18 protein-coding genes and 1 riboswitch are annotated in these 24,950 nt (G+C 58.8%); of the genes, 6 read left to right on the plus strand and 12 right to left on the minus strand.

The window, feature by feature from the left end; genetic code table 11:
• Window positions 1–142: 142 nt before the first annotated feature.
• From ACK4TM_RS02340 to ACK4TM_RS02365, 6 genes are all read right to left on the minus strand, one after another.
• On the minus strand, window positions 143–1,045 hold the full coding sequence (locus ACK4TM_RS02340; RefSeq protein WP_409696123.1) for a DeoR/GlpR family DNA-binding transcription regulator: 903 nt from the start codon (window positions 1,043–1,045) through the stop codon (window positions 143–145).
• A 195-nt stretch (window positions 1,046–1,240) separates the two neighbouring features.
• Entirely contained in the window at window positions 1,241–1,708 is a 468-nt protein-coding gene (locus tag ACK4TM_RS02345; RefSeq protein ID WP_409696126.1) for a 6,7-dimethyl-8-ribityllumazine synthase, read from the minus strand.
• 66 nt (window positions 1,709–1,774) lie between these two features.
• Window positions 1,775–1,905: riboswitch (FMN riboswitch) on the minus strand.
• 122 nt (window positions 1,906–2,027) lie between these two features.
• The gene (locus ACK4TM_RS02350) at window positions 2,028–3,491 is read right to left on the minus strand and encodes an FGGY-family carbohydrate kinase (RefSeq protein WP_409696129.1); all 1,464 of its coding nucleotides are present in this window, start codon (window positions 3,489–3,491) and stop codon (window positions 2,028–2,030) included.
• Window positions 3,488–4,441 (minus strand): transketolase family protein, encoded by a 954-nt coding sequence (locus ACK4TM_RS02355; RefSeq protein WP_409696132.1) that lies wholly within the window; start codon window positions 4,439–4,441, stop codon window positions 3,488–3,490. Before ACK4TM_RS02355 ends, ACK4TM_RS02350 begins: the two co-directional genes overlap by 4 nt.
• Complete coding sequence (locus ACK4TM_RS02360; RefSeq protein ID WP_409696135.1) at window positions 4,441–5,259, minus strand: transketolase; 819 nt, start codon at window positions 5,257–5,259, stop codon at window positions 4,441–4,443. The genes ACK4TM_RS02355 and ACK4TM_RS02360 overlap by 1 nt, the downstream gene beginning before the upstream one ends.
• Window positions 5,259–6,725: an L-fucose/L-arabinose isomerase family protein gene (locus tag ACK4TM_RS02365; RefSeq protein ID WP_409696138.1), complete on the minus strand. Its 1,467-nt coding sequence runs from the start codon at window positions 6,723–6,725 to the stop codon at window positions 5,259–5,261. Before ACK4TM_RS02365 ends, ACK4TM_RS02360 begins: the two co-directional genes overlap by 1 nt.
• A gap of 570 nt (window positions 6,726–7,295) precedes the next feature.
• Here ACK4TM_RS02365 and ACK4TM_RS02370 point away from each other — a divergent pair.
• Both ACK4TM_RS02370 and ACK4TM_RS02375 read left to right on the plus strand, forming a co-directional pair.
• Window positions 7,296–8,045 (plus strand): SDR family NAD(P)-dependent oxidoreductase, encoded by a 750-nt coding sequence (locus tag ACK4TM_RS02370; RefSeq protein WP_409696141.1) that lies wholly within the window; start codon window positions 7,296–7,298, stop codon window positions 8,043–8,045.
• Window positions 8,042–9,052: a helix-turn-helix domain-containing protein gene (locus ACK4TM_RS02375; protein ID WP_409696144.1), complete on the plus strand. Its 1,011-nt coding sequence runs from the start codon at window positions 8,042–8,044 to the stop codon at window positions 9,050–9,052. The genes ACK4TM_RS02370 and ACK4TM_RS02375 overlap by 4 nt, the downstream gene beginning before the upstream one ends.
• A gap of 89 nt (window positions 9,053–9,141) precedes the next feature.
• Here ACK4TM_RS02375 and ACK4TM_RS02380 read toward each other — a convergent pair whose 3' ends face one another.
• A complete protein-coding gene (locus ACK4TM_RS02380) occupies window positions 9,142–9,729 on the minus strand; it encodes a helix-turn-helix domain-containing protein (RefSeq protein WP_409696146.1) in 588 nt (195 codons plus the stop codon).
• A 159-nt stretch (window positions 9,730–9,888) separates the two neighbouring features.
• On the opposite strand from ACK4TM_RS02380, the gene ACK4TM_RS02385 reads away from it, so the two are divergent.
• From ACK4TM_RS02385 to ACK4TM_RS02400, 4 genes are all read left to right on the plus strand, one after another.
• Complete coding sequence (locus ACK4TM_RS02385) at window positions 9,889–12,333, plus strand: FAD-dependent oxidoreductase (protein ID WP_409696149.1); 2,445 nt, start codon at window positions 9,889–9,891, stop codon at window positions 12,331–12,333.
• Window positions 12,334–12,422: 89 nt separating this feature from the next.
• Entirely contained in the window at window positions 12,423–14,873 is a 2,451-nt protein-coding gene (locus tag ACK4TM_RS02390; RefSeq protein WP_409696152.1) for an FAD-dependent oxidoreductase, read from the plus strand.
• A gap of 224 nt (window positions 14,874–15,097) precedes the next feature.
• On the plus strand, window positions 15,098–16,141 hold the full coding sequence (locus ACK4TM_RS02395; RefSeq protein ID WP_409696156.1) for a phospholipase D-like domain-containing protein: 1,044 nt from the start codon (window positions 15,098–15,100) through the stop codon (window positions 16,139–16,141).
• 180 nt (window positions 16,142–16,321) lie between these two features.
• Window positions 16,322–17,746 (plus strand): Do family serine endopeptidase, encoded by a 1,425-nt coding sequence (locus ACK4TM_RS02400; protein ID WP_409696158.1) that lies wholly within the window; start codon window positions 16,322–16,324, stop codon window positions 17,744–17,746.
• A 77-nt stretch (window positions 17,747–17,823) separates the two neighbouring features.
• Here ACK4TM_RS02400 and ACK4TM_RS02405 read toward each other — a convergent pair whose 3' ends face one another.
• The 5 genes from ACK4TM_RS02405 to ACK4TM_RS02425 form a co-directional block, all read right to left on the minus strand.
• Entirely contained in the window at window positions 17,824–18,990 is a 1,167-nt protein-coding gene (locus ACK4TM_RS02405) for a cation:proton antiporter (RefSeq protein ID WP_409696161.1), read from the minus strand.
• 111 nt (window positions 18,991–19,101) lie between these two features.
• The gene (locus ACK4TM_RS02410) at window positions 19,102–20,856 is read right to left on the minus strand and encodes a thiamine pyrophosphate-dependent enzyme (protein WP_409696164.1); all 1,755 of its coding nucleotides are present in this window, start codon (window positions 20,854–20,856) and stop codon (window positions 19,102–19,104) included.
• A gap of 84 nt (window positions 20,857–20,940) precedes the next feature.
• Window positions 20,941–22,755, minus strand: coding sequence for a glycoside hydrolase family 15 protein (locus tag ACK4TM_RS02415; RefSeq protein ID WP_409696167.1), 1,815 nt, complete (start codon window positions 22,753–22,755; stop codon window positions 20,941–20,943).
• A 10-nt stretch (window positions 22,756–22,765) separates the two neighbouring features.
• Entirely contained in the window at window positions 22,766–23,845 is a 1,080-nt protein-coding gene (locus ACK4TM_RS02420; protein WP_409696170.1) for an SDR family oxidoreductase, read from the minus strand.
• A 127-nt stretch (window positions 23,846–23,972) separates the two neighbouring features.
• A complete protein-coding gene (locus ACK4TM_RS02425) occupies window positions 23,973–24,896 on the minus strand; it encodes a PRC-barrel domain-containing protein (protein WP_409696172.1) in 924 nt (307 codons plus the stop codon).
• Window positions 24,897–24,950: the final 54 nt, after the last annotated feature.

Raw genomic sequence — 24,950 nt, forward strand, 5'->3', positions numbered from 1 at the left:
GAAAGTTTGTCCCGTCATCACCGGGGCTGCTGCAAGCGAGTTTTCGACGCTGCAGGCTGACTGCAGACCAGCATGGATGCCGATCAAGCGACGCGGGCGCCTGTCGAGATTGTGGAGGCCCTAGCGGGGCAAACCTGCCGTTTCAGACTGCGACCATTACCTTCAGCCCCATATTTTCGAATTGGACGACATGCTCATCCGAGATGTTACTATCGGTAATCAGGATATCCACCCTTTCAAGCGACCCCAATGACGAGAAGGACACGCGCCCGATTTTGCTGGAATCTGCGAGAAGAACGACTTCGCTTGCCGCGGCGATCATGGCATTCTTGACGTAGGTGTCGCCAATGGCAGGATAGGTCAGGCCGCTGTCGAACGACAGGCCGGCGGTGGCCAGAAACAGCCTTTGCGCAAAAAGCCCTTCGAAATATTTGCCTGATCTCTCGCCGCTCAACGAAAGGGTCGGTGCCTTGAATTGACCGCCGGGCATGTGGATCGTGTTTGATGGGATCGCACCAAGCAAAAGCGCAATGTTCAGCGCGTTGGTGATGACGTTCAAGGCGTTCCGGTCGCTTATGCAATGCGCAAATTCGGTGGTGGTAGAGCCTGAGTCGATGATGATGGAATCACCATCCGCCACCATCGTTGCGGCCAACTGACCGATCTTGCGTTTTTCGACCATGTTCGTACTGCTTTGCAGCGTCATAGACTTGACCTGCTGCGGCATGGTTTTGAGGAACGCGCCACCATGCTCGCGCGAGATCTGACCGCTTTTCTCAAGCCGTTCCAGATCATGGCGGATCGTCGCCTCTGAAACCTTGAACGCCTGCGCCAGGTCACGCACCCTGGCGCTGCCTTCCTCCTGGACCCACTCAAGGATCATCATCCGGCGGGGTTCGGCCAGAGGGACGCCGGATTGGCCTTTTGCCGAACCGCTCGCCCCACGTCCTGTACCCTTTGCTGGTCTCATCCTGATATGACTTTCGATAGTTATTTTATACTTCCATTTTATATTTGTTTCAGTTCTTAGAACAACCGCAAACAATTGGAATGGGCTTTATTTTTAGATTTTATCAGCTTTCTGCTGCGCATTACGCGATCACTGGGACCGGCGGGCCGCAGGCATCATCGGGGATGAACATCACTTACAAATTATGAACATTATATCATGGCAGATCCCGCTACAGGAGCTCCGCCCAGAAACACGCGCACCGCTCAAAAACGAGCGATGCAGGAGGCTTTAGTCAGGAGCGTTGTCTGTATCCGCTAATGTTTGATAAAGTGCGACCACTTCGACGGCAGCATCAGCGGCTTCCCGGCCCTTTTTGACAAAGTGCTGCATGAAGAAATCACGATGTTCATCCGAAGGTTGGAAATGATGCGGCGTCAACGACACTGACAGGATTGGCACAGCGGTTTTCATACTCGCCTCCAGCAAGCCGGATACGACAGTTTGGGCGACAAAATCATGTCGGTAGATCCCCCCGTCCACAACCAACGCGGCGGCGGCAATCGCCGCATATTGCCCGGTCTTTGCAAGCTCTTGTGCCAAAAGCGGCATCTCAAATGCACCAGGCACTTGGTAGACATCGACGTTGTTGCTGATACCCAACTCCCTCATGCGGGTTTCAAAGCCGATCAATGCCTGATCAACGATTTCGGCATGCCAGCGCGCCTTGATAAAGGCGAATTTTGGGGATTTTGTCATTGCTCTTGATCCTTTCAAAATGACAGAATCCCAGAGCGTCAGAATGCACAGGCTCTCGCCTGAACACCCCATTCTCTACCATCCGGACTATACCGTCGGCCCCGGAGTTCCACCGGATCTGCTGACCCATCCCAAAGGAATGGCGCTCGCGGGCTCTGACCGCCGGTGGGGAATTACACCCCGCCCTGAGAATGCCATGCGGCTATATGCTGTTGATGCCTCTGTCAATTGTGTCGATGCCGACCCGGCTCTGAAGGACATTGTATCTCGGATCGGGCTGATGATGCGGCGATCCATTGCAAAGCTGAATTGTCCGACCTCATATGCGCGACCGCGCTTGGCGCACTGCGGTTTTCCAGGCGTCGCGTTGGCTCACGCGCTCAGATGCGGGCATGGCAGGCGTGAAAATCTGCTGCGTGTCCTGCGTAGTCTCAACCTTATGACCAAGGCTGCGCAAGGCCATGGCGGCAGCGCCGCGTGCGCCAACTTCGGCCATATTTCTTCGGATCACACGGCGGCCGAGCAGGTCGGCCTGAAGCTGCATTAAAAAGTCATTGACGGATGCGCCGCCGTCCACCCTCAGGGCCTCAAGCGGTGCGCCTATATCAGCCTCCATCGCTTCGAAGACGTCCGCCACTTGGTGCGCGATCGCCTCGAAAGTCGCGCGGGCGATGTGTGCGGGCGTGGCCGAGAGTGTTAGACCACCAATAGTGCCGCGCGCATTATCATCCCAATAAGGTGCGCCCAACCCCGCGAGAGCTGGCACAAAGCTGACGCCATTGGCGTTTGGTATGGATTGAGCGAGCTTGGACAGTTCAGTCGGCGAGGGCACGTCCAGCAATTTTGCCACGAACTGAGCGGCTTGTGCAGAAACGGTTATGTTTCCTTCCAGCGCATAGGCCGTCGCGCCTGCCTCGCTCCAGGCGATGGTACCGGACAGACCATTTTCCGAAGCGACGCGACCGAGCGTCAGCGTCATCAGCGACGATCCTGTGCCGAAGGTGGCTTTCACCTCGCCCGGCTTGCGCAGGTCGTGGCCGTACAGCGCAGCATGGCTGTCGCCCATCATCGACAAGATCGGCAGCCCGGCAGGTAGTGCGGTCGTCCCTTCGGCAGTTTCGCCAAAACGGGTATCGCTGGGCAACGGTGCGGGAAGGATGTCGAGAGGTGCGCCAAAGATGTCAGCAAGCTCGTCCGACCAGCCCAATGTGCCAGTATCGAAAAGAAGTGTGCGTGAAGCGTTGGAATAGTCTGTGGCAAAAGCGGCGCCGCCTGTCAGCTTCCACAACAACCACGCGTCTACAGTGCCGGCGTGCAATCGACCTGCCGCATGAAGGGCGGCAACCTCTGGCACGTTCTCAAGCGCCCAAGTGAGTTTTGAGGCGGGGAAGAGTGGATTGATGCCAAGACCTGTCGCAGATCTGACAATGTCATTATGCCCCACCGCAACCAAAGCGGCGCAAGAGGCCGAGGTGCGTCGGCATTGCCACAGGATTGCCGGGCAAGGCTGCGGGCCTCCTTCGACATCCCAGAACACGAAAGTTTCGCGCTGGTTGGAAATGGCGATGCCTTCGATGCCTGCGGTCCCTTCGGATGCCACGATCTCGGCGATAACGGTCTTGACACTGTCCCAGATATCATCGGCCGATTGTTCTGCCCAACCATCGGCGGGGTAAGCGGTCCGGGTGGCACAACTTGCCGTCGCGACCGGCGCGAGGTTTTGGTCGAAGAGCACCGCCTTGGTATTGGTGGTGCCCTGGTCGATGGCAAGGATGCGTATCATCTCGACAGCACCCGGCGCACCTGTGCTGCGATGCCCTTCGCCGTCAGACCTGCGTCTTCGAACAGATGTTCGACCGACCCGGTTGTCCTGAACCCGTCAAAGCCCATGCGCGTGACGCGACAAGGATGATTTGCCGCGGTCCATTCGGCGACGGCGCCGCCAAGGCCACCGCGGATATGCGCTTCTTCCACCGTCACGATATGGCCGGTCGCCGCAGCCTCGGCCACCGCCTCTTCGTCCAGCGGATTGATGGTCGAGACGTTCAGAACCCGCGCTGATATGCCGTCTTTTGAAAGCGCGGCGGCGGCATCGCGCGCCAGATGCACCGTGGTGCCACAGGCGAGGACCGCGATGTCAGAGCCTTTGCAAACAATCTCGGCACGACCTGGCCGGAACACGCGATCCGCTATGTCCAGATCTGGGACTTTCATCCGGGACACACGCAGGTAGACCGGACCGTCGTGATCTGCGGCCCACCGCACGGCCTGTGCCGTTTCCCAACTGTCCGCGGGCACGATCACCGTGATCTGGCCCAGCTGGCGTAACCAGCCAAGATCCTCGATGGAATGGTGCGTCGCGCCAAGCTCGCCATAGGCGACGCCGGACGATTGGCCGACAAGTTTCACGTTATAGCCTGAATATGCCACGTCGGCCTTGATCTGTTCCAGCGCGCGTCCCGTCAGGAAACACCCTGCTGCGGACACGAACGGCACTTTGCCCCCATTTGCCAGCCCCGCACCGACACCGACCATCAGCTGTTCGGCGATGCCGACGTTGATAGTGCGTTCGGGAAAAGCCTTGGCGAAGTCGCCCAGTTTCGATGACCCGATAGAGTCATTGACCACGGCGACGATACGGTCGTCTGCTTTTGCCAGTTCGCTCAGTGTTTCGGACCAGGCGGTGCGGCAGTCCTTATATTCGGACCTCGTGAGAGTGGTAGCGTCGGCCATCAGACCAGTTCCTTCATAGCTTGCGCGAATTCTTCGTCGCTGGGCACACCGTGGTGCCATTTTGCGTCGTTCTCCATGAACGAAACACCCTTGCCCTTGATTGTGTTCGCGATGATCGCCCGCGGTTTGTCACGGGGCGCGGCACCCAGAACGTCAAGCAGTTGCGCATGATCATGGCCGTCCACCTCGATCACGTCCCATCCAAAGGCGGCCCATTTATCGGGCAAAGGATCGACGGCTGTGGTCTCTTCCGTGCTTTGTCCCTGTTGCAGACGATTGCGGTCGATAATCACAGTCAGGTTCTTCAGCTTTCTGTGACTGGCCGTCATCGCGGCCTCCCAGTTCGACCCTTCTTGAATCTCGCCATCACCTGTCAGGACGAAGGTTCGGTAATTTGAAGCGTCGATCTGCCCTGCAATCGCGATACCCGTAGCAATCGGCAGGCCATGGCCAAGCGGGCCGGTATTCGCCTCGACTCCGGGAAGATATTGCCGGTTCGGGTGTCCGTTCAACCTTGACCCGGCTTGCATATAGGTATCAAGCCACGCCTCCGGGTAGTATCCAGCGCGGCAGAGGGCGGTATAAAGCACACCTGTGGCATGCCCCTTGGACATGACAAAGCGATCGCGGTCAGGTTTGCGGGGCTGATCCGGGTCAAAGTTCAGCACCCCGAAGAACAACGTGGCGACAATATCGGTCGCGGAAAAATCGCCACCGATGTGCCCCAATTGTGCGCTATGCACCATCGACATGGCCCGGCGGCGCATCCAGAGGGCGTTGTCACGGATCGTCGCGAGCGTATTGGACCGGTCAGACATCAGAATCTCCGCGGGTGAAACAGTTGCGGTTCGGGCGGCGTGTCGTGATCGTAGAACGGCCAGCCAAGATAGCGGGTCATCGCTTCGTTCAGGACTGCGGCATGGTGGCCCCTGACCATCGCGACGTGATGTTCGAACCCTTGCTGGGTTACAAATCCCATCAATTGGCGCAGGCGCGGCACGCGGCATACCGCGATGCCGCCATCCATGGCATACGGATCGTCGGTAAATGCACCTTCGCCGACATAGGCCTTGAGCGTACCGTCGGTGTCGTCCGAGGACACGCGAAAATAGGTCATGTCACCGGCCTTCACCTTGCCTTTGACCGCGCCAAAGCACTTGGAGCGCCCCAGAGCCTCGCCCAGCACATCAAGCTCGCCGATTTCAGGAGTGTCGCCGATAAAGGATTTCGGGAAGTTGCCGCAATGAGTGGCGACGACCATATCTTCTTCACGGGCGTAATTGTTGTTCCAGTCAAGGATCGCAGGCGGCGCTTCGGAGGCGAGGGCCAGCATATACATCGACAGGCCGCCCATGATATCGACCTCGCAGGCCGATGGCATCAGTTCCTCACTCATCATGGACATCGTCACGCAGGTCGCACAGCCAAAGTTGTCTTGCAGCGCGCTCCAGCACTGGATGGCAGAGGCGTCACATTCGTTTTCCGCGATCCAGCGATTTACCGTGGCAGTCCATTTTGCCTGCCTTGTCAGCTGATCGTGGGTGATATGTGGTGCGATGCGGCCGTAAGTGCGAATTTTCTCCATCTTTTCCAAAACATCCGGATCGTCATCCGCCAACCGGCCGGCGCGCCCCATCAGTTCGGACAGGTCTACTGTGACGACCGTGACACCGGCGCGTTGCAGCAGTTTTTCGGAATAGCGCATCGTCTGGAAAGGCTTGGTACGTGCGCCTATAGCGCCCAACCTTGCACCGCGCACACCGCCGACCACGCGGCATACACCGATGAAACGACGCAGATCGGCGCGGAATTCATCGGAAGCAATATCAGAGGTATGGTGGGACGGTTCACTGTAAGGGATGCCATATTGATAGAAATTATTCGTGACGCTGATCTTGCCGCACCAGGCGTCACGGCGCGAATGGACATCAACCTGATCGTTTTCGTCATTCGCGGCCTGTACCAGAATGGGTACGTCCAGCTTTGCCCTGTTGACCAGTTCGATCATTGCGATTTCGTCACCGAAGTTCGGCAGACAGATCACAAGGCCATCGATTTCTGCAGCATGTTCGCGAAAATGTTGCGCATAGAGCTGTGCATCCTCGACGCACTGCACCGCACCATTCGCTGTCGCCTCAAAGGGCAGGGTGATGATATTCACGCCCAAAGCCTCCAGTTCTGCCGTGATTTCGTCGCGTGCAGCCTTGCATGGCGCCGGACTGAAAAAAGCACGGCTGCCGATGACCAGGCCAAGCGTGATCTTGCGTCCCAGAATCCTGCCCATGGATCTTCCTCCAACATTTAGTTTCGTTTTATTTCATTTACTGAGTAAAGTGCAAGCCGAACCAAGGCAAGATGAAATCGTTACCGAGGTGTCGATCATATCGACCGCATTAAACATCGTTATCTCCGCATCAAGTTTTTATCACTTATAATCAGTATATTAACGAATATAAACTTGCCCAGTGTGAAAGCTTGAGCGCAACGCACGCGACTATTCGTCGGGGTGGCAGGCCCTCTGATCACAAGAAGTTTTCTTCTTCCATCCCTGATTTTGGATAAATTTATGAATTTTATAAAAAATTACTAGGTAATCAGAATGAAATGAGGTGAAGCGAAAGTTATAACGTGTTTCTCTGCCCAGTGGCTCATCGCATCTGAGGCTGTTTCAGCTTGCCCTTCCGGTGATCGTCGTCGCGCGCGCCAAGTTTCCGCGTGCTCATCTCCATTGGCCAGACGGGCGGATCGCATGTAAAGATTGGCGTATAAGGCCAGTCCGATGGCGGCTTTCGCAGTATCGAAGCGTGGCTGCTGTCCATAAATCTCCTTCAAGTCAACCAGAAGGAATTATCCCATGACCAACCAAGTTGCGCTCATCACCGGCGGTGCTAGCGGCATCGGCAAGGCAACCGCCAAGAAACTCGCAGGCAAGGGTATTACCGTTGTCATCAGCGGGCGCCGTGAAGATATTGGAGCGCGCGCAGTAAAGGAAATCGAAGCAGTTGCGACTGGCGACGCTCAGGTGCGGTTCATCAAGAACGATGTGACCGACGAGGCTGCGGCAGAGGCGCTGATTGATCGGATCGTAAGCGAATTCGGACGCCTCGACATGGCTGTCAACAACGCTGGCCTTTATAACGAAGCCGCAAGCATCGATGAGTCAGACACACAGAAATTCCGTGACATGATCGAGGTGAACGTTCTTGGGCTTTACTACGATATGAAGTATGAAATCGCGCAGATGAAGAAGCAAGGGAGAGGGGCCATCGTCAACCTTGGCTCCATCGCGGGCCTGAACGGCGTACCGATGACAGGAGCTTATGTCGGGACCAAGCACGCGGTCGTCGGACTCACGAAATCATCGGCCCTTGATCACGCTGCCGAAGGTATACGCATTAACGCTGTCGCCCCAGGTGCAATCCGTACCGATATCATTGCTGCCCAAATTGAAGCGGACGAAGCGGGTCTGGCCGCCATGCATCCCATAGGCCGTCTCGGACAACCCGAAGAGATTGCCAATGGCATCGTTTGGCTGTTGTCAGATGAGTCAAGTTTTGTTGTCGGTCACGTCCTGAGCATCGACGGTGGCTATCAGGCAAGATGACCTTACCCGACCGCATTAAGATTCCGCCCGCCTTCTGGCTGGGCGTGGATCGCCTGAACCTCAGGCGGTCCGAGCTGCTGCGCGCGGCCGCATTACCTGTTGCTGCGGGACAAGCGGATGCCCATCTGACAACCGCGCAGTTCTTTGCGCTTTGGGGCGGGCTGGAGGTGCTGAAGGGTCCTGATGTGGGGCTCGCGCTAGCGAACGCCCTCGATGGCTCTGTCATGCCGCCTTCTTTCTTGGTCGGGTATCATGCGCGCGACTTAAGAGATGCACTCGCGCGTGTGCGGCGGTTCAAGATGCTCTGCGCGCCCGAGGAAATGGACGTCCAAACCGATGGCGGTACCTGTCATGTCACTGTTTCTTGGCCACACGGGCTGGCCGCCGTCCCCATGGCCCTGACCGATGCCACCATGGCTTCAATCATCAATCTGGCAAGCTCTGGCACGGGTGCAGACATTCGCCCTATGCGGATCGAGCGTCGCGGTGCGTCGCGTCGCGCTTTTTCTGAGCATTTCAAGTGTCCAGTCCGCTGGCACGCCCAGAAGGATCGACTGATCTTTCACGCGTCTGACCTTGCAAGGCCCTTCCAGAGCTATAACCATGAACTGCTGGATCTGCTGGACCAGAGCCTGCAGAAACAAGTCGAAGACCTGTGTCCATCGACAACGCTGGCAGATCAGGTGCGTTGGCTGCTGCGTCGCAGCTTGACGGCCGGACGCCCGGAGCTGCACAGAATTGCAAGAGATCTCACGATCAGCGAACGCTCCCTCCAGCGGCGATTGCGCGAGGAAGGTCACAGTTTCCAGTCCTTGCTGTCGGGCGTAAGGCATGTCCTGGCCTGCGACTACCTGCTTCAATCAGGGTTAGACATCTCCGAAGTCGCCTATTTGTTGGGCTATGACGACCATGGCTCGTTCTATAGAGCTTTCCAAAAGTGGGAAGGCATGCCCCCGGCAAAATGGCGGGCGGCGCAGGCCGGGACCATCGCCAGCACCATCCAATGAATGATTTAAGGCTAAATTCGGATGTTCGGCGCAACCGATGCGGGAATGTCTGCCTGCGCGGGGCATGCTTGATCGACATGGCTGATGTTTTAATAAATCGGCGGCGATACGATCCAGATCACCACTGCTGGCTCGCTGTTGTTATTCGACCAGCCGTACTCTTTCTCGACAAACTGAAAGCTATCGCCGGCGTTGAGGTGAACCTCCAGATCCCCTATCCGCAGGGTCAGTTGCCCCGACAGTAACACGCCGCCGTCTTCTGTCTTTCGGGGCGTTCGCATTCCCCTGCTGCTCGCCCTTGGGGCGAAAGTAGACTTGATCATCTCAAAGCTACCACCAAGTGAAGGCGACAAAAGCTCCTCGATCAAGCCACTCTCACTCGAACCGATCGAGCTGCGTTCGGCGGCTCTGAGCACAAGCCCTCTTTCTTCCGGACGCTGGTTGGCTGTTCTGAAAAAAAAGCTGATGTTCACTCCAAAATGCGATGCGATGGTTGCGATGTCCTTGATGGATGGAATGGCCTGATCTCTTTCAACCTGACTGAGCCAGCCCACCGAGCGGCCGAGCACAAGCGACAATTCTTTGATGGTAACGCCGCGCGATTTTCGTAGCGCTCTGATGTCGTTGCCGACGAGATTGTTCAACATCAAGGCAGTGTCCTGATCAGCGATTTGCAACCGTAGCATCCCTTCAGACCCCGCCAAGAGCAAGGCTGCAAAAACAGTGACAATGAACTTTTCTTAAAAATTATTATAAAATGAAATTTTTATCTTGATTTTCATTTTAAGCTGATGAAGCTGGTGGCACCCGGTAGGGTTTTGTTAAGGAGGCGCCTCATGTCCGCATTTCCGACCTCTGCCCGGGTTGTAATCATAGGAGGCGGCGTTGTCGGCGTCTCGGCGCTTTATCATCTCGCAAAAGCGGGATGGTCTGATTGCGTGCTTCTGGAAAAGAATGAGCTTACGGCAGGATCGACATGGCATGCGGCCGGAAATGTCCCCACGTTTTCTGCAAACTGGTCGATCATGAACATGCAAAGATACTCGGCAGATCTCTACCGTCGTCTGGCGGTAGAGGTCGATTACCCGATGAACTATCACGTCACTGGCTCGGTTCGTCTCGGTCATAGCGCAGAGCGTCTGGACGAGTTCCGTCGCGTGGTGGGGATGGGGCGTCAGCAGAACATGGACCTGACGATCCTGACACCAGAGGAGCTGCGCCGGAAATATCCGTTCATATCGACACACAGTCTGACCGGCGCGCTGCATGATCCTTATGATGGCGACATTGATCCCGCGCAGTTGACCCAAGCATTGGCAAAGGGTGCGCGTCAGATGGGCGCACGCATCGAACGTCATTGTCCCGCGACGGGCGTGCGACGCGACGGTGACGAATGGATTGTCGCGACAGCCAAGGGGGACATCCGCTGTGAATTTGTCGTCAACGCAGCAGGCTATTACGCGGGCCAAGTGGCGCGTTGGTTTGGCCGCGACCTGCCGATGGTGGTGATGAGCCACCAATATATGTTGTTCGACAATCTTCCGGAAATCGAGGCCTGGTCAAAGGAAGCCGGCCACAAGCTTCCGCTGCTGCGTGATGTGGACAGCAGTTACTACCTTCGGCAGGAAAAGTATGGCTTCAACCTGGGCCCGTATGAAAGAAATTGCCGGGCGCATTGGGTCACCCCGGACGATCCGTTCCCCGAAGACTTCAGCTTTCAGCTATATCCTGACGATCTTGGCCGTCTCGAATGGCATATCGAAGATGCGATGGCACGCGTTCCGTTGCTGGAAAACGCCGCACTCACGAATGTCATCAACGGGCCGATCCCATACACGCCCGATGGTAACCCGCTGATCGGCCCGATGCCCGGCGTGCCGAATGCGTTCGAGGCATGCGTATTCACCTTTGGCATCTGCCAGGGTGGCGGCGCGGGCAAGGTGCTGGCCGAATGGATTACCGAAGGCGCGACAGAATGGGATATGTGGTCCTGTGATCCACGGCGTTTTACCGGTTTCGAGGATGCCGATTATGCCATCGCCAAAGGCAAGGAAATCTATGCCAACGAATATGCAATCCATTTCCCGCATCATGTCTGGCCTGAAGGCAGGATGAAGAAGCTTTCGCCCGTGCATGACCGTGTCGCGGCATTGGGTGCGCAGTTTGGCCCCTACAACGGCTGGGAGCGGGCATTATGGTATGCCCGTTCCGATGACGACACCAGCGAAGAGGCACAGCGGACCTGGCGGCGCGAAGGGCCGTGGTTCGAAGCGGTCCGCGGGGAATGTGCCGCAGTGCGTGATGCGGCCGGCATTCTAGATCTTCCCGGATTTTCGCGGTTCAGGTTGACCGGAACAGGCGCGGCCGACTGGCTGTCGCGTCAGATGACCGGCAAGATGCCATCGGTCGGACGGCTGGGCCTGGGCTATTTTGCCGATGACGCGGGGCGCGTCGTGACAGAGATGTCGGTAGCAAGAATGGCCGAGGACGAGATCGTGCTGATCACCGCCGCCGCAGCGGAGCTACATGATTACGAATGGTTGAAGGCGCAACTTGGCGACGGGCTTTCCCTGACTAACGAAACCGCCGAATGGGCGACACAGATCCTGACCGGCCCGTGCGCAAGGAATATTTTGCAGGATGCTGACGCAGAAGCCGATCTTTCCAAAGGGTGGCTGACCCATCAATGGGGTAAGATCGCGGGCCGTGATGTGTGGGTCGCGCGGGTCAGCTTTGCAGGTGAACTGGGCTGGGAATTGCACACGCGGGCCGATGATACCGCAATGGTCTGGGACGCCGTTCTGGCGGCAGGTCAGCCGCATGGTCTGCGCCCGTTCGGCATGTTTGCCCTGAACTCGCTGCGCATCGAGAAAGGGTATCGCACATGGAAAGGCGACCTTTCCACCGATTACACCGTGCTGCAGTCGGGGCTTGCACGTTTCGTGGACTGGCAAAAACCTGACTTCCGCGGTCGCGACGCCTTGCTGGCCGAGCGCGACAGACCGCGCCCGCGCAGCTTTGTCACACTGAAGATCAGGAGCGCGGAGCGTGATGCCCCTTACATGTCTACGATCTGGCACAGAGATCGCATCGTCGGCGAACTCACCTCTTGCGGTTGGGGCCACAGGCTTAACGCCTGTATCGGTCTTGGAATGATCGAAAATGATCTGAACATTCCCGGTGTCGAACTGGAGGTCGAGATCTTTGACCAACGCTATCCGGCAACCATCAACGATGAAAATGACCTCTGGGACCCGAAGAACACCCGGATCAGGGCGTAACCTTCGCCCCCCCCGGGTAGCGCCGATTGCCTACAATCCCAGCGCCTTCATCGTCTCGATGTCGGCCTAAACACAAAGAAAGCTGTAGAATGGTCAACGTTCCTGCGCATGCGCGCGTGGTCATCATCGGCGGCGGCATTTCAGGATGTTCAGTCGCCTATCATCTGGCAAAGCTTGGCTGGACAGACATCGTGCTGCTGGAGCGCAAGCAGCTAACCAGTGGTACGACTTGGCACGCGGCCGGTTTGATCGGGCAACTGCGGGCAAGTCAGAACATGACCCGGCTCGCCAAATATTCTGCTGACCTTTATCGCAATCTTGAAACGGAAACGGGGCTGTCGACCGGCCTTCGGCAATGCGGCTCGATCACCGTGGCTCTGACCCATGAACGGCGAGAGGAAATCTATCGTCAGGCCAGCCTCGCACGCGCGTTTGGCGTCGAAGTTAGTGAACTCAGCCCCCAAGAGGTGCTGAACCTCTATCCGCATTTAAACCCGAAGGATGTCGTTGCCAGCGTTCATCTGCCCGGCGACGGTCAGGCTGATCCGGCGAACATCGCGCTGGCATTGGCCAAAGGCGCCCGGGCAGGTGGTGCGAAAATCATCGAGCAGGTCAAGGTCACAAGGGTCACGACCGCGAATAACCAGGTGACGGGCGTCGACTGGCAAGGCGGTGGCGAAGCTGGTCACATCGATGCCGACATGGTGGTGAACTGTGGCGGCATGTGGGGGCGCGATCTTGCCGCTGCCAATGGCGTGACGCTGCCGCTGCACGCCTGTGAGCATTTCTATGTTGTTACCGACAGTATTCCGGGCCTCACCCAGCTTCCGGTTCTGCGCGTGCCGGATGAATGTGCGTACTATAAAGAAGATGCAGGCAAGATGTTGCTTGGCGCCTTTGAACCCAAGGCAAAGCCCTGGGGCATGAACGGTATCAGCGAGGATTTTTGTTTCGATCAGCTTCCTGAAGACTTCGACCATTTCGAACCTATTCTGGCACAGGCGGTCGAGCGGATGCCGATGCTGGCGGAAGCGGGGATTCATACGTTTTTCAACGGCCCCGAAAGCTTCACTCCGGATGATCGCTACTATCTGGGCGAGGCACCGGAGGTGAAGGGTTATTGGGTGGCAGCAGGTTACAATTCGATCGGGATTGTTTCCTCTGGCGGTGCCGGTATGGCGCTGGCACAGTGGATGAACGATGGTGAGCCCCCTTTCGACCTTTGGGAGGTTGACATAAGGCGCGCGCAACCTTTCCAGAAGAACCGTAGCTATCTCAAGGAACGGGTGACCGAAACCTTGGGGTTGCTTTACGCCGATCACTTTCCCTACCGGCAGATGGCCACGTCCCGGGGTATTCGGCGCTCGCCGCTTCATGAACGTCTGAAATCCCATGGTGCCGTGTTCGGCGAAGTCGCGGGCTGGGAACGGGCCAACTGGTTCGCCCTTCCCGGGCAGGAACGCGAATACCGCTACAGCTGGAAACGCCAGAACTGGTTCGACAATCAGCGGGCAGAGCACATGGCGATGCGCGAAGGTGTCGGGCTGCTGGACATGACGTCCTTTGGCAAGATCCGCGTGGAGGGTCGCGATGCGCTGGCGTTTCTGGACCGGCTTTGCGCCAATGATATGAATGTTCCCGCCGGTCGCATCGTCTATACACAGATGTTGAACCAGCGCGGCGGGATCGAGTGCGATCTGACCGTTACCCGGTTGTCAGAGACCGTGTTCTTCCTTGTCGTGCCGGGCGCCACATTGCAAAGGGATCTGGCCTGGCTGCGAAAGCATCTGAGAGATGAATTCGTCGTGATCACCGACGTCACCGCAGCCGAAGCCGTATTGCCCATCATGGGTCCGCGCTCGCGCGAGCTTCTGTCGCTGGTATCGCCCAATGATTTCAGCAACGACGCACACCCATTTGGCACAGCCCAAGAGATCGAAATCGGCATGGGCCTGGCCCGGGCGCATCGTGTGACCTATGTCGGAGAACTGGGATGGGAACTCTATGTGTCTGCCGATCAGGCCGTACATGTCTTTGAAACACTGATCGAGGCGGGCAAACAGGTCGGGCTGAAACTGTGCGGTCTGCATGCAATGGACAGTTGCCGCATCGAAAAAGGCTATCGTCACTTCGGACATGATATCACCGACGAAGATCACGTTCTGGAAGCTGGGCTGGGATTTGCGGTCAAAACCGCGAAGACCGATTTCGTCGGTCGCGATGCCGTCTTGCGCAAGCGCGAAGAAGGGCTTTCACGCCGCCTTGTCCAGTTCATGTTGCGCGACCCCGCGCCGCTGCTTTTCCACAATGAGCCGATCCTGCGCGATGGCCGGATTGTCGGCTTTCTGACATCCGGTAATTACGGTCACGCGCTGGGCGCGGCTGTCGGTCTCGGTTACGTGCCATGTCGCGAACCGGGCGAGTGCGCCGACGCCATGTTGGCGTCGGACTATACTATTGAAATCGCAGGACGCATCGTGCCCGCAGAAGCGAGCCTTGCGCCGTTCTACGATCCCAAGTCGATCCGGGTGCGCGTATGACCAAGCAGCCGGAGCACAGGAAAAGTCAGCGAGATAATGTATCCATGAAAGCTCTCATGTCAGTTAAACGGGTGAGCGATGATAACGTGAAGATCCGTGACGGATCGGGTATGTAACTGACCGATGAGACAAGGCGATGCCCGAATGGCGGACACGCTTTGGCGGAAAACCTGAAGCGTGACGATGGGATTGAACATTCGGGAGCATGACGACGTTTACATGCTATGTCCGCAAGAGAACAAACATCAGGTATTTCCCGCTGGCTGTCCGCCGAGCCCGAGTGGGAGCTGTTTCAAGACAACGCGGCGATCTGGAACGCAGTTTTCGAGCAATGCGACGCGGCGAAGCACAGCATCAATATGGAACAATATATCTTTGCGTCGCAAGGTGTGGGGCGACGGCTCCTTGACTTGCTTGCCAATAAGGCAAGGCAGGGCGTCGCGGTGCGAATTCTGGCCGATGGGCTGGGAAGTCTGGGGCTTGCGCAAAGCGAAGGCGGGCGCGCCCTGATCCGGAATGGTGGCCGTATCATGATGTTCAACGGTGTCGCCGGAATTCTCCGCAGTCCAACGAGAAGATTGCATCGGCTGCACCGCAAGACCCTTGTCTGCGACGGATCAAATTACATGATCGGCGGCTCGTGCTATCACGACCGTATGGCGAACTGGCGCGATACGATGATCCTTGTCCGTGGTCCGCTGCCGCCAATGATCATGTCCGAATTCGAGAGGTTATGGCGTTATGCGCAGCACCTGTCGCCGGACCCGCTTTTGAGGGCTGGCGATGCGGTGACGGATCGCGGCTGGTCATTCGCAATGAGCGGGCCGTCTGTTCACACGCCTTTCGATCTGCGCAAGATTTTACCTGAAAGGATTGCGGGGGCGTCGCGATCGGTTTCGTTGACGACTCCTTACCTGGTCCCGGATCGCAGCCTTTGGCGAGCATTCCTGACGGCTGCCGAACGCGGCGTGGCGGTACGGCTGTTGATACCGAAGAAAAGCGATTATCGTGTCCTCGACCTGATCGGCCATCGCTTTGCACATGCGCTGCGACGGCATGGCGTTGAGGTGCGCGCCTACGCGCCCGGCATGGTTCACGCCAAGGTCGCGCTGGTGGACGGAAACTGGTCGTGCGTCAGCAGTTTCAATCTGGATGTCTTCAGCGCGAAGCTGAACCTCGAAAGCGGCGTGGTCAGCACGTCGGACGCCCTGTACCAAGCCTTGTCCGCGCAGTTGGAGGTTGATCTGGCGCGCTCCGACCCGCTGTAGATCCGTTGGCACAGCGCGAAACCCGGAACAATCCGCGCTTGCTTTGGTTTTCGCTGACGTGTTCGGGAAAGCGTCGTTGGTGAATGGCTGACGGTATTATCAGCCCCGGCGGGTCCGTTTCACAGTTTTATGCGAGCGGGCGAAAGCCCTCTCAACCCAATTTATCGGAGGACATAAGTTATGAACCGTTTCCGAAACGTCGCCTGGTCCGGTGCCATCGTGTCGCTTCTTGCGTTTGTTCCGGCTGCGATACAGGCGCAGGAACAAGGGCAGGCACCCCAACCCGTGCAGGCGTCGCCCGTCGACTTTACCCAGATCGTGGCAGAGGTCAGTCCCACGGTTGTCGCCATCATTGCACAACGCCCCCAGCGCGAAAGGCCAATGCGCGGCGGGGCGGGGGATTTGCCCTTTGGCGGGGCCGAGCCGGACGCGCCACCACGCACCGCCGCCGCGCAGGGATCGGGTTTCGTCATCAGCGAAGAAGGGCATGTCGTCACCAACAACCACGTCATTCAGGAAGCGACCGAGATCGAGGTGCTGCTGGCCGACGGATCGCGCGTGCCTGCCGAACTGATCGGCACTGACCCGGCGACCGACCTTGCCGTGTTGCAGGTGGACGACCTGACCGAGGGTACGTCGGTCGCGTCATGGGGCGATTCAGATGCGTTGCTTCCCGGCGCATGGACCATCGCCATCGGCAGCCCCTTTGGTCTGGGCGAGACGGTGACCGTGGGTGTTCTGTCTGCGCGTTCGCGTGACATTCGGTCAGGACCCTACGACGAATTTCTGCAGACCGACGCATCGATCAATCAGGGTAATTCGGGGGGGCCGCTCTTTAACGCGCAGGGTGAAGTGGTCGGCGTCAACACCGCCATCTTTTCGCCCACCGGCGCCAATGTTGGGATCGGCTTTGCCGTCCCGTCGCGGCTTGCCACGCTGATCGTGGACCAGTTGATCGAGGATGGCGAAGTCCGCCGCGGTTTGCTTGGTGTAAATCTGCAGCAAATGACCGAAGTACTGGCAGAGGCGCTGGGGCTGGATGATGTGCAGGGCGTTCTTGTCTCTCAGGTGGTGCCGGACGGACCGGCTGATGACGCCGGGTTGCAGATGGGCGATATCATTCTGCAACTGGGCGATCAGGACATCGAAATGCCGCGCGACCTGTCGCTGGCGGTTGCAGAGCTTGCGCCGGGCACGGTTGCGGTGCTGACCATCCTGCGTGGCGACGAAGAGATGGAGGTCGAGGTGATGATAGGTGAGCTTCGCCCGCCAGAAACGCCGGACTCGCCGGCAGAGGCCCCTGACGATGCGCTGCCCGAGGGCATGCGTCTTGGTCTTGCTTTAAGCCCACTGCCAAGCGCGATCCGGCGCGAACTGGACCTGCCCGGATCAAGCGGCGCGATGGTGCAGGACGTCGTCCCCGGCAGCCCGGCGCAGGAAGCCGGCATCAGGCGCAATGACGTGATCGTCGAAGCGGGCACGCAGCTGGTGGACGGCCCCGGTGATATTTCGCAGGCCTGGTCAGAGGCCATGGCAGAGGACCGCCCGCTGTTGATCCGCCTGCTGCGCGGTGGCGCTTCTTTGTTTGTGGCTTTGCGTCCCTGACACATTGATGCCCGGTATGCGGCTGCGACTGTCATTACTGACTTAGAAACTGGTCGCACACCGCAGGAATCGTGACGTTATTTGTCGCCTGCCATCCGGTTCACAGAATAACGGGTCAGAAGCGATCCAAGAAGGCAGGTGACGAAGATCACGATGATGATCGCATCTGCCGTTCCCGGATCGACCAGATCCATTTCGAGGCCGATGACGACCACCGCAAGCGTCGCTGCAGCCTGCGGAAAGGACAGGCTTGCAACGGCAAGCCCCTCGATTTTTGAATATCCGAACAACCGTGCTGTGACTGCAGCGCTCAGGCCCTTTGTGACGATGATCACCGCGATCAGGATGACCGCCAGAAACCACGTCGAAAGTTCTTGCAGGGCATCGAGATGAAGACGCATCCCTGTGTCCACGAAGAAGAATGGCAGGAACAGCATCCGCCCGACAAATTCGATATGCTGCTTGAGGTCCTCCCGCCGGTGTAGAGCCGTGTTCAGACAAACGCCCGCCAGAAACGCGCCCAGAATGTCCTCTGTGCCTATCAGATCCGCCAGGACCGAAAGCACCAGCAGGATTGTCATGACGAACAACGCTTTCTCGGGAAAGGTATGCAGGTCGTGCGACAGCACTGCGCGCGCAAGGCGCGGGACAATATAAAGCGCAGCCGCTGCCAGAGCCGCAAGCGACACCATCGGGACCATCCATGACCATCCTCCGTCGCCTTCGGCAGCACGGATTATCATGACCAGCACCAGCAGCGACGTGGTATCCGTCAAAAGCGTTCCCCCCGTGGCCGCGACGATTGGCCGACGTTCCGCAAGCCCAAGCTGGCTGACCATCGGATAGGCCACCAACGTATGCGACGACAGCGCCGCACCCAAGAGCAGGGCACCCCATATATCAAGCTCGAAAAGCAGCCCCACGGCGAAGGCCGAGACAAAGGTAAAGGCAAACGCCATAGCGCCAAAGGATGCCGCTTCGACCTTGCGGTCTTTGACCTGATCGATATCAATTTCGACCCCGGCGATGAACATGATATAAAGCAGCCCGATCGAGCCGAAAAGCTCGACCACCGGTTCATCAGGCAGGATTGCGGCACCGCCGGGGCCGATCAGCATACCCAGAATGATCAGTCCGATCAGCCCGGGTACACGGGTCCGTTCAAATGCCAGTTGCACGATCAAAGCCGCCGCGACGACCACGGCAAACTGGATGATCACGTCGTCGATAGAAAAGTCAGGCACGTTTCTGCCTGCTAATTTCCAGCGACAATTGATCCGTTATCATCTCGGGGCCTTGGCCCGCGCGATTGTCATGTTCACTGGGTTGCGCGGAGCGCGGTGATGGCACCTTCGTCATATGATTTCACGCACCACATCGACGCCGATGCGTCGCGCGATCTTGCCACCGTCAGGAGTGCCGCGCGCAAGGGCCTTGGCGAGCTGGGCAGCCTGCGACACCGTCGCCTTGGGCGGCATCGGAGGCTCGTGGGTGTCGACCACGGCCTCGATCAGGACCGGGCCGGGCAGGGACAGCGCCTCTTTCAGCGCTGCACCGCATTCTTCGGCGCGGTCGATGGTGACAGCCTGCACACCGAACCCGCGCGCCACAATATTGAAGTCGATGGGTTGCAGGTCGCAGGCATATTCAGGATTGCCGAGAAAGACCATCTGTTCCCATTTGATCTGGCCGAGAGAGTCGTTCTTGATGATGATAATCTTCACGTTCAGGTTATATTTCACGCAGGTGGCAAGTTCGCCCATCAGCATCGTAAAGCTGCCGTCGCCCACCACCGCCACGACCTGCCGGTCGGGATAGGCAATCGCCGCAGCAATGGCATAGGGCAGACCGCAGGCCATCGTCGCGAGGTTGCCGGAGCAGGAGAACTTCATGTCGCCGCGCATGGTGATATACCGCGCGACCCATGTGGTCGTGGTGCCGGAATCAGTGGTGACGATGGCGTCATTGTCGAGCAATTTATCGAGTTCGTGCGTGACGACCTGCGGTTTCATCGGATGGTCGCTGCGGGTGCCGCGTTCCTCCATCAGCGCGCGCCATGCCTTCATCCCTTCCTGCGCCTGCGTCAGGAATTTGCGGTCTTCCTTGTAGTCGAGGCGGGGTAGCAGCGCCTCTATGACCTTGGCGCTGTCTCCTACCAGTCCCGCCTCGACCGGATAGCGCAGGCCGATCCGCGTCGCGTCGAGGTCAATCTGCACGGCCCGCGCACTGCCGGGTTTGGGATAGAACTCGATGTAGGGAAATGAACTCCCGACGATCAACAGCGTGTCGCAAGTCTCCAAAGCCTCTTGCGCAGGTTTGGTGCCGAGCAGTCCGACGCCACCGGCCGCATAGGGGCTGTGGTCGGGCAGGGCGCCCTTGCCAAGCAGCGGCTTGCCCACAGGCGCACCCAGCCGTTCGGCAAGGGCGGTCACCTGTTCCTCTGCCCCGATGGCGCCGGCACCGGCCAGAATGCAGACCTTACTTCCGGCGTTCACGATGGCAGCGGCGCGGGCAAGCTGGTCATCGCTCGGCAACAGGGCACCCTGTGCCATCAGGTCCGAAAGATGGTTTGCAACGTTGCGGGATGACCGTGCATCGTCGCCGACATCCTGCGACTGCGTGTCCACCGGGATGGTGACATGCGCCACCCCGCGCCGGGCAAGCGCCGTGCGGCAGGCGATGCCCACCACGTTTTCCACATGCGCGCTGCCCATGACGCGGGCGTTGTAGACGGCGACGTCCATGAACAATTTGTCAAGTTCGACATCCTGCTGGGTATGTGTGGAAATCAGGTCATGGTGTTGCAGGCCGGTGATGGCAAGCACCGGCGCGCCATCCAGCTTGGCGTCGTAAAGTCCGTTCAGAAGGTGGATGCCACCCGGCCCGGACGTGGCAAGGCACACGCCCAATCTTCCGGTGAACTTGGCATAGGCGCAGGCCATGAAGGCTGCGGATTCCTCGTGTCGCGCTTGAATGAAACGGACCTTGTCCGCCCGGACCCTCAGCGACTCGACAATGCCGTTTATGCCGTCCCCTGGAAGGCCAAAGATCGTGTCGACCCCCCAATCCATCAAGGTTTCGACGAGCACATCGGCGGCGGTGGTTGTCATGGCGGCCTCCTTCAGACGCATTTTCCGCGTACGTCGGGTCAACAGTGGCACAATTCAAAAGTTCCGGGCGGATCGTTCCTCGCGTCAGCCCGCGTGCGCGCCGCGCTGATCACCAGCCAGATTGAAAGCGGCGTCGATCATCGCGAAATGCGAGAAAGCCTGCGGGAAGTTCCCCACCATGGCTTCGCTTTCCACGTCATATTGCTCGGCCAGAAGCCCCACGCCGTTGCGCAGCGACAGCAGCCGGTCGAACAACGCCTCGGCCTCATCGCGGCGACCCTGAAGAAGCATGTTGTCGACCAGCCAGAAACTACAGGCGAGAAAGGCACCCTCGTCTCCGGAAAGCCCATCGTCGGACTGCGAGGTGTCGTAGCGCAGAAGGAATCCGTCTTTCGTCAACTCCTTTTCGATCGCTGCCACTGTCGACACTATGCGTGGATCGTCGGCGGGCAGGAAGCCGACCAGTGGCATCAGCAGAACCGCGGAATCGAGGGTCTTGGACCCATAGGCCTGAACGAAGGCATTGCGATCAGCATCAAAGCCGCGATTGAGGATTTCCTCGCGGATTTCGCTGCGCAGGCGGCGCCATTTTTCAAGCTGACCGCGCATTCCGAACTGTTCTGCGAACTTGATCGCGCGGTCGAAGGCGACCCATGACATCAGCTTGCTATGGACGAAATGCTGGCGCCCGCTGCGAACTTCCCAGATTCCATCATCGGGTTCGCGCCAGATGTCTTCCAGATGTTTCATCAATTCCAGCAAAAGTCCTGATGAAGCCTCATTCAGCTTTAACCCGTCGACCCGCGCCCGGTAGAGCGTGTCAATGACGCTGCCAAAGACATCAATCTGAAGCTGGGAATAGGCCGCGTTGCCGATGCGCACGGGGCGCGACCCGGCAAAACCCGGCAGCCAGTCCAGCGTCACCTCGTCGTGGCGATGCTCTCCGGCGACGCCGTAAAGCGGCTGGACCTGCGAGGCCCCGCCAGCGACGGCACGCAAAAGCCAGTCGCACCATGCCTCGGCCTCGGTGCGATAGCCTGCGCTGCTTAGCGACCGGAGCGAAAAAGCCGCGTCGCGTAACCAGCAAAAGCGGTAATCCCAGTTGCGGCTGCCACCGAACTGTTCGGGAAGCGACGTCGTGGGGGCGGCGACGATGCCGCCGGTCGGGCGATATGTCAGCGCCTTCACGGTGATCAGCGAACGGATCACGGCCTCTTTATACGGGCCTTCGTACTGGCTTTGGTCCGCCCATTCCGTCCAGTAATCCTCGGTCTCGCGGAGCGATGATTCCGGGTCGCGGGATTCCGGCGCGGGAAGGTGCGAGGCATCGTAGTCGATGATGAACGGCAGGCGCTGACCTTCATAGACGTCGAATTCGGCCACCGTCGTCATGTCCTCGCCATGGGTCTCGACCGGCGATGACAGCAGCACGGCATGCGGCCCCGCGACAGCGCGCAGCCTGCCGTCTCCGGTCTTTGATACCCACGGAATGATCCGGCCATAATCAAAGCGATAGGCAAGATCCATCCGCATCCGCATCCGGCCCTTTCGTCCGACGACGATCCGAACGACGTCCGAGATCTGCCGCTCTTTACGGATGGGCATGAAGTCGATCAATGATATTTCGCCCTCGGCGGTGTCAAACAATGTCTCCAGGATCAGTGTGTTCTTGCGATAGCGTCGTTCGACACGACGCACCTCTGCGACAGGGGCAATCTTCCAGCGTCCGTGATCCTTGGTGCCAAGCAAAGCAGCAAAGCAGGCACCGGAATCAAAGCGCGGCCAGCACAGCCAGTCGATGGACCCGTCGCGCCCAACTAAGGCGGCCGTCTCGCAATCGCCGATCATGGCGTAGTCGCCGATGGATTTCTGCGCGCTCTTTGCAGGCTCTTTCTGCATTTCGCCTCCTCTATCTGTCGCGTCGCTGCCCGCTGCGTGCCCGTCTGCCCCCGCCCGAAGCCAGCGCAGCACCAAGCATCGCACCGGCCGCCCCCGCAACAAGGCACAGGCCGAATGCCATCCCCATGCGCGCACGCGGGGCCGCCAGCCGGAGCGCGCCCGCGCGGACCTCGTCACTAAAGCTGCCATCGGTGCGATGGGCATCGCTGACCGGGCTGAACAGATTGTCGGGGCGATCCGTCGGCACATCCTGTGGCCGGTCCTGCCCATCCACCGCATCGCGCGCCAGTTGGCGGTCGAGAAGGCCAGGAAACAACATGTTCGCAAGGATCGTCAGCAGGCTCGTGCCCCCCAGCCAGTATTCGCGTTCGGGATGCCGCGCCGCATTCAGGATCGCACGGGCGGCGGTTTCAGGCGTATAGACCGGCGCGACCGGGCGTGGCAGCTTTGTCCGGTGCGTCCGCGCCCAGTCGAATTGTGGCGTGTTGACTGCGGGCAGATGCACGGCCGTTAACCGGATGCCACTTTCTGAATGGACAAGTTCCGCGCGCAGGGTATCGGTGAAACCCCGAATGGCATGCTTGGCGCCGCAATAGGCAGATTGCAGCGGAATGCCGCGATAGGCGAGCGCGGAACCCACCTGCACGATCACGCCGTGATCGCGCCGCTGCATATGCCGCAGGGCAGCCATGGTACCGTGTACATAACCCAGATAAGTCACCTCGGTCACGCGGTGCACCTCCTCCGGCGTCAGATCGGCCACTGGCGCAAAGACCGTCGTCATCGCGTTGTTGACCCAGACGTCGATCGGCCCGAGTTCCGCCTCGCATCGCATTGCTGCGTCAAAGACTGCGCCCGCATCGGCCACATCGAGAGGGAATATCGCGGCGCTTGTGCCGAAGGATTCCACCTCGGCCTTGGTCCGTTCGAGCGCGGCGGCGTCCCGCGCGATAAGCGCGACCTTCGCGCCTGCTTTTGCAAAAGCGTGGGCGGTCGCGCGCCCCACACCAGCGCTTGCACCGGTGATGACGACGACACCGCCCGTTTCAAGGCTGCGTAATATTTTGCTGTGATTGCCTGATCGTATCAAAGTTTCGGGCCTTTTTCCAACAGCTCCGATGTAGGAAAGTTCCGCAGCCGTATACTGGGCGTGCAGGTCAATCCGTTGCGTTGACCGCGCCCCGACGAGATGCCGCCGGGACGAGGTAACATGACGGTCAGCCGGGATATTCTGGCAGCGCCTCGAGTTCGCCGCGCGTTGCAGAGATATGGACTTCCAGATCGCCGACAGTCGTGCTGCGCAGAACGGTGATTTCATCAAAGCCAATCGCGACTTCATGGGCGCCGAAGCCAAGAAAACCCCCGATATCAACGGTCAGATACTCTGCCTCGCCGTCGGGGCTAAGCACGACATCGCCAATACTGCCGACATGCTCGTAATTATCCGCATACAACGGTGCGCCTATCAGATCATCAGCCGAAACTTCGGTCGTCGGAATATGGGCAAAACCGGGTGTGGCGACGGTTGGTGCTGCCATCATGCCCCGTCCGCCGTGCCAGCCGGGCGCATGAGCCCCGCCGGCGAACCGGTCAAGCACGGGACCGTTATAGAATTGGTCCATACTCACGTCGATCACGGCAAAGATCACATCCGGGACCGTCGCGTCAGAGACGAACGCGATCCTTTCAAGGTCAATGGCAATTTCGGGCATCGTCCCCGGGAGCGGCATGTCCGCAGCTGGCGGCACCTGCAGGACGGTAGGATCAACGGCTTGAGGTGCGGCTGTCCCGGTGCCGGTCGTGTCGGTCATCTGCGTTATCACGACTGCGCGGGCCTCTCCGCTCCGGCTTAGCATTACATCAGTGACGCGACCGACATATTGAAATCCGGCCAGGTCCGTCTGGTTTATCTCAAAGCCCTCATCGGTATCGATGTCCTGTATCTGCGATCCTTCAAGCGCGGAATCCGGTGCCAGAACAGCCATACCGAAAATTTGCGTGGCAAAGACATCATTACCGGTCAGTTCCACGAATCCATCGGCCTCTGCTGAGGGCTGCACTTGCTCTTCCTGCGCCGAGGTCGCGCTCCCGACGAGTGCGACCGTCAGGGCCAAGGAACTTGCAATAGCAAATCTATTCATCTTTTTTACCTCTCAATTGTGATTGGTTCTGAGGCCCCTCTGAGGAACAGCCTC

Source organism: Yoonia sp. (assembly GCF_046292185.1).
Classification (GTDB): domain Bacteria; phylum Pseudomonadota; class Alphaproteobacteria; order Rhodobacterales; family Rhodobacteraceae; genus Yoonia.